At 70.0% G+C, this 12,668-nt stretch carries 11 protein-coding genes; 8 read left to right on the forward strand and 3 right to left on the reverse strand.

Annotated elements, in window-relative coordinates; translation table 11 throughout:
* Window positions 1-18: 18 nt before the first annotated feature.
* From KEC57_RS01815 to KEC57_RS01840, 6 genes are all read left to right on the forward strand, one after another.
* A complete protein-coding gene (locus KEC57_RS01815; RefSeq protein ID WP_229382804.1) occupies window positions 19-804 on the forward strand; it encodes a helix-turn-helix domain-containing protein in 786 nt (261 codons plus the stop codon).
* Window positions 805-904: 100 nt separating this feature from the next.
* Entirely contained in the window at window positions 905-1,864 is a 960-nt protein-coding gene (locus tag KEC57_RS01820; RefSeq protein ID WP_229382805.1) for an ABC transporter substrate-binding protein, read from the forward strand.
* A complete protein-coding gene (locus KEC57_RS01825; protein WP_229382806.1) occupies window positions 1,861-2,751 on the forward strand; it encodes a siderophore-interacting protein in 891 nt (296 codons plus the stop codon). The genes KEC57_RS01820 and KEC57_RS01825 overlap by 4 nt, the downstream gene beginning before the upstream one ends.
* Before the next feature lie 3 nt (window positions 2,752-2,754).
* The gene (locus KEC57_RS01830; protein WP_229382807.1) at window positions 2,755-3,780 is read left to right on the forward strand and encodes an iron chelate uptake ABC transporter family permease subunit; all 1,026 of its coding nucleotides are present in this window, start codon (window positions 2,755-2,757) and stop codon (window positions 3,778-3,780) included.
* Complete coding sequence (locus KEC57_RS01835; RefSeq protein ID WP_229382808.1) at window positions 3,777-4,823, forward strand: FecCD family ABC transporter permease; 1,047 nt, start codon at window positions 3,777-3,779, stop codon at window positions 4,821-4,823. The genes KEC57_RS01830 and KEC57_RS01835 overlap by 4 nt, the downstream gene beginning before the upstream one ends.
* Window positions 4,820-5,632, forward strand: coding sequence for an ABC transporter ATP-binding protein (locus KEC57_RS01840; RefSeq protein ID WP_229382809.1), 813 nt, complete (start codon window positions 4,820-4,822; stop codon window positions 5,630-5,632). Before KEC57_RS01835 ends, KEC57_RS01840 begins: the two co-directional genes overlap by 4 nt.
* A 131-nt stretch (window positions 5,633-5,763) precedes the next feature.
* Here KEC57_RS01840 and KEC57_RS01845 read toward each other — a convergent pair whose 3' ends face one another.
* Window positions 5,764-6,726 carry an NAD(P)-dependent alcohol dehydrogenase gene (locus KEC57_RS01845; protein WP_229382810.1) on the reverse strand — a complete coding sequence of 321 codons (963 nt, stop codon included), beginning with the start codon at window positions 6,724-6,726 and terminating at the stop codon, window positions 5,764-5,766.
* A 210-nt stretch (window positions 6,727-6,936) separates the two neighbouring features.
* On the opposite strand from KEC57_RS01845, the gene KEC57_RS01850 reads away from it, so the two are divergent.
* Both KEC57_RS01850 and KEC57_RS01855 read left to right on the forward strand, forming a co-directional pair.
* A complete protein-coding gene (locus tag KEC57_RS01850; RefSeq protein ID WP_229382811.1) occupies window positions 6,937-7,395 on the forward strand; it encodes a DUF6325 family protein in 459 nt (152 codons plus the stop codon).
* A 1-nt stretch (window position 7,396) separates the two neighbouring features.
* A complete protein-coding gene (locus tag KEC57_RS01855) occupies window positions 7,397-7,558 on the forward strand; it encodes a hypothetical protein (RefSeq protein WP_229382812.1) in 162 nt (53 codons plus the stop codon).
* A gap of 42 nt (window positions 7,559-7,600) precedes the next feature.
* Here the strand turns inward: KEC57_RS01855 and KEC57_RS01860 are convergent, their stop codons facing one another.
* Complete coding sequence (locus KEC57_RS01860) at window positions 7,601-11,005, reverse strand: error-prone DNA polymerase (protein ID WP_229382813.1); 3,405 nt, start codon at window positions 11,003-11,005, stop codon at window positions 7,601-7,603.
* A gap of 30 nt (window positions 11,006-11,035) precedes the next feature.
* On the reverse strand, window positions 11,036-12,667 hold the full coding sequence (locus KEC57_RS01865) for a Y-family DNA polymerase (RefSeq protein ID WP_229382814.1): 1,632 nt from the start codon (window positions 12,665-12,667) through the stop codon (window positions 11,036-11,038).
* Between the last annotated feature and the right edge of the window lies 1 nt (window position 12,668).

Below are 12,668 nucleotides of genomic sequence, written 5' to 3' on the forward strand. Positions count from 1 at the left end.
ACGACAGGCGGACAGATCATGTCGTGGAGCAGACAGGACCCCGAGCCGGATCCGTGGCGCGTCGACACCGTCGACATCGCTGTGGCCGAACGGGTCGAGTGGGACCGCCACGCGCACGAAGACATGCACGAACTTCTCTGGGGCACTCGCGGCACCTTGACGGTCGAGACGGACGACGGATGGTTCGCCGTGCCGAGCGCTCTCGGAATCTGGATACCCGCGGGAGTGATGCACCGGGTCGTCGCCGCCCCCAGAACCACGTTCCGCTGCACGTACTTCGATCCGGCGCTCGGATCCCCGGGCGACAAGACCACCGCGGTCGCGATGCCGGAACTGAACCAGGCGCTGCTCACCCGGCTCGCGGACGAATCCCGTCTCCCCGTGAATGCGCGCCGGCATGCCGAGCAACTCGTCACCTGGCTCCTCCAACCGGTGATGCTCACGACGGTGGATCTTCCGCTTCCTTCCGATGACAGAACGCGCCGGGTGGCCGAGATGCTGCTCGACGACCCCGCCGACGCGCGATCCCTCGACGAGTGGGGACGCGAAGTGGGAGCCAGTGCACGCAACCTCTCGCGGCTGTTCGTCGCCGAGACGGGTCTCAGCTTCGCGGAATGGCGCACTCGTGCCCGCATCCGGCGCGCCATCGAATGGCTTGCTGCCGACCACTCCGTCGTGTCGGTCAGCGCACGGGTCGGCTATGCCACGCCGAGCGCGTTCGTGCAGGCGTTCCGGCGCGAGATCGGGCACACACCGGGCGAGTTCGCCGGTGCCAGATCCGGAATCGGGCAGAGGTTGTCCTGACCGCGACACGTTCTGGCGCCCGGACGACATCTCGGGGTGAATACTTGGGCGAGGTTAGGTAACCCTTGGCTAACTCCCTCCCCTGATGAAAGGCCGCGTCATGCGCGCTCACTCACTCGCGACCGTCGCCCTGCTCGGCGCCTCGGCGCTGCTCCTCACCTCGTGCGCTTCGAGCGCAGGCAGCGCCACCACGACCGACACGACCTCCGTCGACACTCCGGCCGGCGTCACCATCGAGATGCCGAACGACCCGCAGGCGGCGCTCGGCTTCTACACGACCGACGTCGACATGCTCATCACCCTCGGCATCCCGCTCGCCGGCACGCAGCCGGTGCGCGACGACTTCACCGCCTTCCCCGACTTCTTCCCGCAGGAGGAGCTCGAGGGGCTCGCGGTATTCGGCAACTTCCCCGAGTTCAACCTGGAGAAGGTCCTCGAGGCCGAGCCCGACTTCATCCTCAACGGGCTCGGATACGAAGAGGACCTCGACGCGGACCTGCAGAAGATCGCCCCGACCTACACCTACAACGCGTTCGACGGCGCGGACTGGCGCGACTCGTTCCACCAGGCCGCCATCGACCTGGGTCGCGAAGCGCAGTGGCAGGCCTGGACCGACGACTACGAGGCCCGCGTCGCCGAGATCCGCGCCGAGCTCGATGCCGCCGGCATCGACCCGGTCGTGGCCGACGTGTCGTTCTACGAGGGCGAGGCGGGAACCAGCACATACGGTGTGCCCGCGCTCGTGTTCACCGACCTCGGTCTGCAGGTGTCGCCGATGATGATGGCGGATGAGAACGGCCTGCCCGCCGGCGACGGCACGAAGTTCAGCATGGAGCAGCTCGGCCAGCTCGACGCGATCGACGTGATCTTCACCCCGGTCAACGAAGACGGCTCCGGCCTCATCAGCGAGGAGGAGGCTCTCACCAGCAACGCGCTGTGGAACCAGCTCGGCTTCGTGCAGAACGGCGAGATCTACGGCTACAACTACGAGATGATCTACGGCTCGCCCAGCGGTCAGCGCGCCTTCCTCGAGACCGTCGCGACGGCGCTGCTCGGATGAGCGCCAACCGGATCCACCGGCTCGAAGTGCTCCGCGTGGAGCGGCTCACTCCGGGGATGATGCGCGTCGTGTTCGGCGGCGAAGGGCTCGAGGGCTTCGAATCCACCGGGGTCGGCGACGAGTACTTCCGCATCTTCTTCCCGTTCGAGCAGCGTGCCGAGCCGACCCTGCCGTTCGCCACGGAGGACGGCTACTGGGACTACCCGGAGGGCGTCGAGCCTGCTCCGCTGCGCACCTACACCGTGCGCAAGTGGGATGGGGCGCAGCGCGAGCTCACGATCGACTTCGTCGTGCACGAGGGCGGCATCGCCGCAGCATGGGCGCTCGCCGCGCAGCCGGGCGACGTCGTGGGCGTGAACACGCCGCGCGGTCTGTACGACCCGCCCGCCGACATCACGTGGCAGCTGCTGGTCGCGGATGCGACGGGACTGCCCGCCGCGCTCCGACTCGCGGAGACCGCACCGGGCGGCGTGCGGACCCGCGTGGTCATCGAGGTCTCGTCCGCCGAACACGAGCAGAACGTGGTGCTGCCGCCCAACGTCGAGCTGCACTGGGTGCACGGCGGGAACGGGCACGGCCCGACCCGCATCGAAGAGATCGTGCGTTCCGCCGAGCTGCCTTCGGGGCCGGGCTACGTCTGGGTGGCCGGCGAGACCAAGGCGACCCGCGGCATCCGTCGCCTGCTCCGCCACGAGCTCAAACTCGCCGCCGCCGCCTACAAGATCGTCGGATACTGGACCGAGAACGCCGAGCAGTGGCGGGAGAAGTACGACAACCTGCCCGAGACGGACCGCACCCGCCTGGCGGCGATGTGGGACGACGATGAGCGCGACGGCGAAGAGATCGAGGACGAGTACGAGGCGGAACTCGAGAAACTGGGCCTCTGACGCATGAGCGCCTCAGTCCTCGAGAAGCCGGCGACGGCCGCTCCCCCACGCCGGGCGCTGGCCGTGACGCTGCTCGCGGTCGCGCTGGTCCTGGCCTGCATCGCGAGCATCTTCCTGGGGTCCCAGCGCCTCAGCCCGCTCGAGGTGTGGGAGGGGCTCCTCGGAACCGATCCGCAGTCGGCGCTCATCGTGCGCGACATGCGGATACCCCGCACCGTCATCGCGCTCGGCGTCGGGGCGGCCCTGGGCATCGCCGGGGCGCTCATCCAGGGATTCAGCCGCAACCCGCTCGCAGACCCGGGGATCCTCGGCGTCAACGCGGGTGCGGGCGCGGGCATCGTCGCGGGAGTCGCGTTCGCCGGCGCCAGCGGTGCGCTGGAGTACATCTGGTTCGCGTTCACGGGCGCGGCCCTGGCGACGCTGCTGGTCTTCGTGATCGGATCCGCCGGTCGTGGCGGTGCCGACCCGCTGCGCATGACGCTGGCGGGCGTCGCGCTCGGCGCTGTGCTCGCGGGGATCACCGGGGGAATCTCGCTCCTTCGCCCCCAGGTGTTCAACGAGATGCGCACGTGGGCCGCCGGCTCGCTCCAGGCGCTCACCTCCGACGTCAACACGGTGCTCCCCTTCATCGTCGTCGGTCTCGCCATCGCCTTCGCCCTCGGCCCGAGCATGAACGCGCTCGCCCTCGGCGACGACCTCGCCACGGCACTGGGCTCGCACGTGATGCGCACACGCATCCTGTCGATCGTGGCCGTCACGCTGCTGTGCGGCGCCGCCACCGCAGCGGCGGGACCGATCGGCTTCATCGGCCTGATGGTTCCCCATGCGGTGCGCTGGCTCGTCGGTCCGCACCAGGTGTGGATCCTCGTCGGCACCGTGCTGGGTGCACCGCTGCTGCTGATCGTCTCCGACATCGTCGCCCGGCTCATCCTGCCCACCGGCGAACTCTCCGTCGGACTCGTCACCGCCTTCATCGGCGCTCCCGTCCTCATCGCACTCGTGCGCCGACGAAAGGCCAGCGGGCTGTGACCGCCACGATCCACGGCCCGCGCGTGTTCGCGATCGAACGCGGCCCGTTCACCCGCCGGATCCGGCTGCGGGGAGTCGTGGCCACCGTGGCGATCGTGCTGCTGGCGCTGTGTCTCGGCATCCTGGCGCTGTGCCTCGGCGACTTCTTCGTCGCTCCCTCGGATGTGATCGCCGCGCTCGTCGGCGTCGGCACACCGAAGAACACCCTCGTCGTCGTGGAGTGGCGGCTGCCCCGCGTGCTGCTCGCGCTCGTCTTCGGTGCGGCGCTCGGCGCCGCCGGCGCCATCTTCCAATCGCTGACCCGCAACCCGCTCGGCAGCCCCGACATCATCGGATTCGACGCCGGGGCCTACACCGGCGCGCTGCTGATCATGACCGCCGGAGCCTCCGGCTTCGTGAGCACGGCGATCGGCTCGTTCCTCGGCGGGCTCGCGGCCGCCGTGATCGTCTACCTCCTGGCATGGCGAGGCGGGTTCCAAGGCTTCCGGCTCATCATCGTGGGCATCGGCGTCAGCGCGATGCTCGCCTCGGTCAACACCTGGCTCATCCTCAATGCCGACCTCTACGTCGCCATGATGGCCTCCGCGTGGGGCATGGGATCCCTCAACGGACTGGGCTGGGAGCAGGTCGGCCCGTCGCTGCTCTTCCTCGCGCCACTCGCCGTGGCGTGTGCCGTGCTCGCCGACAGGATGCATCTGCTCGAACTCGGCGACGACACGGCCACGGCGCTCGGTGTGCGCACCGGAGTGGTCCGCATCCTGCTGGTCCTCGTCGGCGTCGGGCTCACCGCCGTCGTCATCGCGCTCTGCGGACCGATCGCCTTCATCGCCCTGGCAGCCCCGCAGATCGGCCGTCGCATCACCGGCAGCGCCGGTGTCACGCTCACCGGGTCCGCCGCCGTCGGCGCCGCACTCCTCGTCGGCAGCGACGTGATCGCACAACGCCTGTTCGCGCCCACTCAGCTGCCGGTGGGTCTGGTGACCGTCGCCCTCGGCGGCGGCTACCTCGTCTGGCTCCTGATCCACGAAGCGAGAAAAGCATGACCGATACGACGACGCACCATGCCACGACGGATGCCGACAACACGACACTCGCCGCGCGCAATGTCACCCTCGCCTACGACAAGGCGGTGATCGCCGAGAACCTGAGCGTCGAGATCGAGGCGGGATCGTTCACGGCCATCGTCGGACCGAACGCCTGCGGCAAGTCGACGCTGCTGCGCGCGATGGCGCGACTGCTCAAGCCGGTCGAGGGCACCATGATCCTCGACGGCAGGGCGATCAGCGACTATCCGTCGAAAGAGGTGGCGCGCCGGCTCGGTCTGCTTCCGCAGACGTCGATCGCGCCCGACGGCATCCGCGTCACCGACCTGGTCGGTCGGGGCCGGCATCCGCATCAGACGCTCCTGCGGCAGTGGTCGCGAACCGATCGCGACGCGGTCGACGCCGCGCTCGAGGCCACGGGCACGCAGGAGCTCGCGAGTCGCCTCGTCGACGAACTGTCCGGCGGCCAGCGGCAGCGCGTGTGGATCGCGATGCTGTTGGCGCAGGAGAGCCCGATCATGCTGCTCGACGAGCCCACGACCTTTCTCGACATCTCGCACCAGTACGACCTGCTGAAGCTGTTCCGCGCCCTCAGGGACGAGGGGCGCACGGTCGTGACCGTGCTCCACGACCTCAACCAGGCGGCACGATTCGCTGACCGGATCGTCATGATGCGGGACGGCCACGTCGTGGCGTCGGGAGCACCGGCCGACATCGTCACGGCCGAGAGCGTAGAGAGCGTGTTCGGGCTGTCGTGCTCGGTGATTCCCGACCCGCACTTCGGCACTCCGATGATCGTGCCGTACTGACGGGTCTCCCGTGTGGTCCGGCCGGCCCTTCGGCAGGCGCATGATCGTGCCGTACTGAGCCGGTCCCACGTGGTCCGGCCGGGCAGCGACGCGATCGCCGGAGCGGTGACCCGCCGCGCCGAGCGGTGCGATCAGCCCGGGCGCACCTCGACCACGACTTTGCCGAGGGCGCGGCCCTCGCCATGGTGCTCGAGCGCGGCGGCCACCTCGTCGAGCGCGAACCGGCTGTCGATGTGGATCTTCACGTCGCCGGCGATGATCCGCTCGGTCAGCGGCGAGAAGTGCTCCGGTCCCTCGTGGATCACGAGAAGCTGCAGGCGCCGGCCCGACAGCGGGCCGATGACGGAGCCGACCGTGAGCAGCCGCAGGATCGTCCGCGCCGTTCCCCCGACCATGAAGTAGCGGCCACCGGGCGAGAGCGCCCGACGATATGCGAACACCGAACGGTGCGCGACGAAGTCGATGATGAGGTCGTAGGGCCCTGTGCGTGTGAAGTCCTGCGTGCGGTAGTCGAGCACCTCGTCGGCGCCGAGCTCGCGCAGAAAGCCGAGCTTGCCGGCATTGTCGACCGCCGTCACATGAAGGCCCGCCGCTTTGGCGAGCTGCAGCGTGAACATGCCCGAGCCTCCGCCGGCGCCGTTGATCAGCATCCGCTCGCCTGCTCGCCCGCGCGCGAGGGCCTGCAGCGCGATCGCACCCGCCTGCGGGATCGTGGATGCCTCGGCGAAGGTGATGCCGCCAGGTTTGACGGCGAGCGCCGACTCGGGAGCGACGGCGAACTCGGCGAACCCGCCCTTGAGCAGGAGGTTGTCGCCGTACACCTCGTCGCCCACGCGCAAGCGCTCGACTCCCCCGCCCACTGCCGCGACTCGTCCGGCGATATCGGAGCCGAGAGTGTGGCGGCGCGGGCGACGCAGGCCGCCGCTGGCGCGGGCGTACGCGGGGGTGCCGCGCAGGGCTTCCCAATCGCTCAGATTGACGGATGTCGCCACCACCTCGACGAGCACCTCGCCCGGCCTCGGTGCCGGCACGGGGACGTCTTCGATCCGCAGCTGGTCGGTCGAGCCATATCTGTCGTACACGACGGCTCTCATCGGACCAGTGTGGAGCATCCGATCCCCCGCGTCGATCACCGAAGGCATTCGGCCGGCGGTGCGGCAGATGGTGGGGTCTTCTCGTCGGGGACTATGCCGAGACCGAAAGCGAATCACTCCCTGCGGGTGATGCCGCACCGCCCCGCGAGGCGCCATCCTCAGTCAGGCGGAAGATGCTCTTGCGCCTGACGAACGACGAGGACAGACCAGATGAATGAGCATGAACTCTCCGAGTTGGGGCCAGTCGACTTCCTGGTGATCGAGTTTCCCGCGGGGCAGCAGAACTTCAGCGGCGAGATCGTTGAGGAGCTGATCCGCCTTGTGGATGCGGGGACGATCCGGGTGATCGACGCGATCATTCTGACCAAGGACGACGACGGGGTCATCGACGCTGCCGAACTCTCGGACACGACTGATCTCGGGGCTCTTGTCGAGATCGAGGCGGAACTCGCCGAGTTGCTCGCGGCCGACGATGTCGCGCAGCTTGCGAACGCGATGGATCCGGGAAGCGTCGCCGGTGTCCTCGTCTACGAGAATCTCTGGGCGGCACCGTTCGCCTCCGCTGCGCGGCGAGCAGGCGGTCAGCTGATCGCCAACGGTCGCATTCCCATCCAAGCGATCGTCGCGTCACTCGCGGCGGACGCCGAACTCGAAACCACAGGAGCCTGAGATGCCGCTGAGACCAGCACGAATCGGACGAGTCGGCGTCATCGGGGCGCCGGTCGCGAAGGCCGCCGTCGTCGCCTCGGCCGTCGGCCCCGGCCCCTCCCCCGTTGCCAAGGCGGCCGTCGTGGGCGCCGTGGTCACTCCCGGCAGGCGCCGTCGAATCTAGCGGCCTCGGCCTCGGCCTCCGCGTCCTCCGTGTCGGCGTCGATCACCGGAAATCCCTCGCCCGGTGCTCCACGCCCACGCGGAGGTCCTCGAAGCGATCGGCGATGAGGTTGGTGACGCCCTCGATCGAGCGCTCCAGCATCCCCCTCACGATCAGCGCCGGACTGTCGCGCACGACGCGGCGATAGCGGTTCCACACCCCCACCGAGCAGACGACGTTCACCAGACCGTGCTCGTCCTCGAGGTTGAGGAAGGTGACCCCGGATGCCGTGGCCGGCCGCTGCCGGTGAGTCACGAGCCCTGCGACCTCGATGCGGCGTCCGATCTCGTGGGTGCGCAGCTCGCTCGAAGTGAGGACGCCGCGTGCATCGAGTCCGGAGCGGTAGTGCGTCATGGGGTGATCGTCGGTCGAGACCCCGGTGGCCCACAGGTCGGCGGCGAGCACCTCGTAGCTGGTGGGGTCGGTGAACAGCGGCGGCTGCACCGCGATGAGGGAGTCCGGCAGGAACTCCGGCCGGTCCTGCGCGGCCGAGCCGGCCAGCCAGATCGCCTCACGTCGGCTGTGCCCGAGACTCTCGAACGCCCCCGCCGTCGCGAGGGATTCGAGCTGCGCGGCGGTGATGCTCGTTCGCCGCACGAGATCGCGAAGGCTCTGGAAGGGTCCCTCGGCCTCACGTGCGGCGACGATGCGCTGCGCGACAGCCGCACCGACCCCTTTGACTCCGGCAAGGCCGAGCCGCACCGAGAAGCCTCCGTCGCGGCGATGGTCGGCGGACTCGTCGGGCGCATCGATGTCGAACGTCCCCACCGGCGGCTGGATGCGGTGGGTGCAGGAGTCCATACCGGTGGGCCCGGGGCCATCGACCGGCTCGAGCACCGCCTCCACCCCTGACAGATGCAGGTCGGGGCGGTGCACCTCGACGCCGTGGCGGCGGGCGTCCGCCACGAGGGTCGCGGGCGAGTAGAAGCCCATCGGCTGCGCGCGCAGCAGCCCCGCGAGGAACGCGGCCGGATAGTGCAGCTTGATCCACGAGCTCGCGTACACGAGCAGCGCGAACGACAGCGAATGCGACTCGGCGAACCCGAAGTTCGCGAACGCCTGGATCTTCGCGTAGATCGCGTCGGCGTCTTCTCCCACGAGATCGTTCGACGCCATCCCCGCGTAGAGCTTCTCCTTCAGCGACTCGATGCGCTCGATGCCACGCTTGGATCCCATCGCCCGGCGCAGCAGATCGGCGTCCTCGCCGCTGAGTCCGCCGACGGCCATGCCCATCTGCATGAGCTGCTCCTGGAACACCGGGATGCCGAGAGTGCGCTCGAGCACCGGCTTCAGCTTGGGATGCGGGTAGGTCACCGTCTCTTTCCCGAGCTTGCGCCGCACGAACGGGTGCACCGCTCCTCCCTGGATGGGACCGGGCCGGATGAGGGCGATCTCGACCACGAGGTCGTAGTACTCGCGCGGCCGCAGGCGCGGCAGCAGCCCCATCTGCGCACGCGACTCCACCTGGAACACGCCGATCGCATCTGCACGGCACAGCATGTCGTAGACCGCCTTCTCCTCCTTCGGGATCGTCGACAGCTCCCACTCCTCCCCGGTGGCTGCCCGCACCATGTCGAAGCTGTACTGCAGGGCGGCCAGCATCCCGAGTCCCAGCAGATCGAACTTGACGAGCCCCATCCATGCGGCGTCGTCCTTGTCCCACTGGATCACCGTGCGGTTCTCCATGCGCGCGTGCTCGATCGGCACGACCTCGCCCACGGGCCGGTCGGTCAGCACCATCCCGCCGGAGTGGATGCCGAGATGCCGCGGCGCTTTCAGCAGCTCGGACGCGAACTCGAGCACCTGATCGGGGATGTCGTGACCGGCCCCCGTCTCGAGGAGCGCCCCCCACCCCTCCACCTGCTTCGACCACGCATCCTGCTGACCCGGAGAGTACCCGAGCGCCTTCGCCATGTCGCGGATCGCGTTCTTGGGGCGGTACTGGATGACGTTCGCCACCTGGGCCGCCCGCTCGCGCCCGTACTCCCCGTAGACCCACTGGATGATCTCTTCGCGCCGGTCGGAGTCGAAGTCCACGTCGATGTCGGGCTCTTCGTCGCGCATGCTCGACAGGAACCTCTCGAAGGGCAGGTTGTATCTGATCGCGTCGACCGCGGTGATCCCCAGCAGATAGCAGACCGCACTGCTGGCCGCCGACCCACGCCCTTGGCACAGGATGCCGCGGCGCCGCGCCTCTTGCACGATGCCGTGCACGATCAGGAAGTAGCCCGGAAAGTCCTTCGCCTCGATGACCCCGAGTTCTTTCTCGATGCGATCGCGGTCGTTCTGCGTCAGATCGGGATACCTGTGGGGCACCGCCTCCCACACCAGCTGCCGCAGCCACGACATCGGCGTGTGTCCCTCGGGCACCTTCTGCTTCGGCAGCGCGGGCTTCGCGCGCCGCAGCGGAAAGGCGAGCTGGTCCGCCAGCGCGACGGTGCGGGCCACGGCATCGGGATACCGCACGAATCTCTCCGCCATCTCGGCGCCCGACCGCAGGTGCGCGCCGGCGTGCGACGGCAGCCATCCGTCGAGTTCGTCCAGACCCCGGTTCGCGCGCACCGCGGCGACCGCCGCCGCGAGCAGCTGCCGCTCGGGCACCGCATAGTGCACGTTGTTCGTGGCGAGAAGAGGCAGCCGCCGCTCGCGCGCGAGCTCTGCCAGCACCGCGTTGTCGCGGGTGTCGAGAGGGTTGCCGTGGTCGATGAGCTCGACGTGCACGGCGTCTCGCCCGAACAGCGCGACCAGCCGGTCGAGCTCTCGGGCCGCGGCATCCGCCCCCGCCGTTCCCGGCGCAGACGCGAGCGCCCGGCGCACCGCGCCCTTGCGGCACCCGGTGAGGATCGCCCATTCGCCCCCGGCCTGGGCCGCGAGCTCGTCGAGATCGTAGGCCGGACGCCCCTTCTCGGCGCCCTGCAGCTGCGCGTGCGTGATGGCGCCCGCGAGCCGGTGGTACCCCTCTTCGCCGCGCGCGAGGACGAGCAGGTGCGCTCCGACAGGATCGGGCTCGCCGTTCTGCGGTTTGGGCAGCTCGAGCGACAGCTCGGCACCGAACACCGTCTTCAGAGCGAGCGTCTCGGCGGCCTCGGCGAAGTGCACGATGCCGTAGAAGCCGTCGTGATCGGTGATGGCCAGCGCGTGCAGCCCCAGCCGCTCCGCCTCTTCGGCGAGCTCTTCGGGAGAGGAGGCGCCGTCGAGGAACGAGAACGACGAGTGCGCGTGCAGCTCGGCGTACGGGATCGCCTCGGCCGGGCGCTCGATCTGCGGCGGCACGTAGGGTCCGCGCTTGTGCGACCAGGCCGGGCTGTCGCCGCCGTCGGCGCCCACGGGTGGCCCGCCCGGGCGGCGACGGCCGCTCAGCACGCGCTCCATCTCGGACCACGGCACCGAAGGGTTGTCGAAGCCCATCAGCGATCACCCCCCGCTGCGGACAGCACCTCAGTCATAGGTCGCCTCCGCCGTCCAGGTGTCGCCCTCGCACACCAGCAGCCACGCGCCGCCATCGGCATCGACGACCTGGAACCGGTGCGCACGACGCGTGCGCGCGGCATCCCATCCTCTCTCGACCACGGGCCACGGCCCCGCCCACGCCTCGATCGCGCGCCGCCGACCGTTCTCGTTCAGGAACGCGGGAACCGCCGAGACGCTCCCCCGCTCGTCGACGTCGATCAGCTCGCCGCCGAGCGCGCGCACGTCGACGGGGACGGGTTCGGCGAACACCGTCGTCGGCAGCGGATCGGGCAGGCTCCCCGGCCATGGCCTCGCGCGTTGCGCGGCGAGGCTGTCGGCGCTCTTCGCGTGTCGGTCGCGCTCGTGCCGGTCCCCCCACGGCACCAGCACTTGTCGTTCGGCCAGCCACCGCCCCCCGCCGATCGCCGGGGTGAGCACGCCGCGGTGGCCGAGCATCGCCTGCACGCGCGAGAGGGCGTGGTGCACGCGCTCCTCGGGTCCGCCGCCGAAGATCGCGGGGGCGTGATGGGATGCCGCATCCACCGACTCGGGAGAGATCCGCACGAGCGCGACCCCGCTGCGCAGCCCCCCATCGCCGAGACCCGCGCCGTCGGCGCCGACGTCTTCGGCGAGCTGCCACCGCACCCGGTCCACGACCGCCGCCGCGTCGAACGATCCCGGATGCAGCCACACCCGGTCACTGCGCTCGCCCCGGTCGCCCACGAGCTCGACGCGCAGCTCGGTGCAGACGAGATCCACCGCGCCCAGTCCCGTGATGAAGTCGTCGGCGGTCAGTCGCATCGCGAACGCGACCTGGTCGGCGATCTCGAGCGGAGGCTCGAACGCGATCTCGCGCTGCAGCTCGGGCGGCGGCGTGCGCGGCTGCACCGGCTGCGAATCCTGCCCCGCGGCCAGCGCGTGCAGACGGATGCCCCGCTCGCCGAACCGTTCGCGCACGCGATCGGGATCCATCACCGCGAACCCGCCGAGCGTCTGCACGCCGAGCCGCGCGAGCAGGCCCACGAGGTCACCGGCATCCCACCCCGCCGACGACGACGCCTGCAGCGTCGCCACCGACAGCGGTGCCAGAAAGCCCGCCGCACCGCCGGCGGGCACGACGAACACCGGGTCCCCGGCGCTCGTGCCGCCTTTGGCCGCCTGCTCGGCCGTGAACGGCCCGTCGGCCACTCCCACCCGGACCTCGTCGATGCCCGCCCCGCGGAGCACCTCGATCAGCATGCGCGCCGCCTCGGCCTCACCGCCGTAGTAGCGTGCGGGGCCCCGGGCGCGCAGCGCGCACAGTCCCGGCCGCACCAGCTGCACCCCCGGCGCCCGCTCTTCGATCAGAGACACGATCGGTGCGAACGCGCGCTGATCGCGCACGGCATCCGCCGCCACCACCGTCAGCCCCGAGCATCGGGCTTGCGCATCGCGGCGACGCTGGTCGCGGCGCACTCCTTCGGCGCGAGCTGCCGCCGAGCACGCGACGACGAGGTTTCGCTCGACGACGGCGATCGCACGCCCGGGATCCAGCGGTGCGGAACCGTCACGGGCCAACGCCGTCACCGGCCAGTCGGGAAACCACATCACGAGGCTTCGCACGGGAGACTGCAGAGCCATG

Origin of the sequence: Microbacterium allomyrinae, from assembly GCF_020682705.1 — a bacterium.
Classification (GTDB): domain Bacteria; phylum Actinomycetota; class Actinomycetes; order Actinomycetales; family Microbacteriaceae; genus Microbacterium; species Microbacterium allomyrinae.

What these genes read in the sequence shown, in the direction of transcription:
- KEC57_RS01825 (WP_229382806.1), top strand. Translation starts at nt 1,861, where the DNA reads ATGAGCGCCAACCGGATCCACCGGCTCGAAGTGCTCCGCGTGGAGCGG.
- KEC57_RS01820 (WP_229382805.1), top strand. Translation starts at nt 905, where the DNA reads ATGCGCGCTCACTCACTCGCGACCGTCGCCCTGCTCGGCGCCTCGGCG.
- KEC57_RS01860 (WP_229382813.1), bottom strand. Translation starts at nt 11,005, where the DNA reads ATGGGCTTCGACAACCCTTCGGTGCCGTGGTCCGAGATGGAGCGCGTG.
- KEC57_RS01830 (WP_229382807.1), top strand. Translation starts at nt 2,755, where the DNA reads ATGAGCGCCTCAGTCCTCGAGAAGCCGGCGACGGCCGCTCCCCCACGC.
- KEC57_RS01840 (WP_229382809.1), top strand. Translation starts at nt 4,820, where the DNA reads ATGACCGATACGACGACGCACCATGCCACGACGGATGCCGACAACACG.
- KEC57_RS01865 (WP_229382814.1), bottom strand. Translation starts at nt 12,667, where the DNA reads ATGGCTCTGCAGTCTCCCGTGCGAAGCCTCGTGATGTGGTTTCCCGAC.
- KEC57_RS01845 (WP_229382810.1), bottom strand. Translation starts at nt 6,726, where the DNA reads ATGAGAGCCGTCGTGTACGACAGATATGGCTCGACCGACCAGCTGCGG.
- KEC57_RS01815 (WP_229382804.1), top strand. Translation starts at nt 19, where the DNA reads ATGTCGTGGAGCAGACAGGACCCCGAGCCGGATCCGTGGCGCGTCGAC.
- KEC57_RS01850 (WP_229382811.1), top strand. Translation starts at nt 6,937, where the DNA reads ATGAATGAGCATGAACTCTCCGAGTTGGGGCCAGTCGACTTCCTGGTG.
- KEC57_RS01855 (WP_229382812.1), top strand. Translation starts at nt 7,397, where the DNA reads ATGCCGCTGAGACCAGCACGAATCGGACGAGTCGGCGTCATCGGGGCG.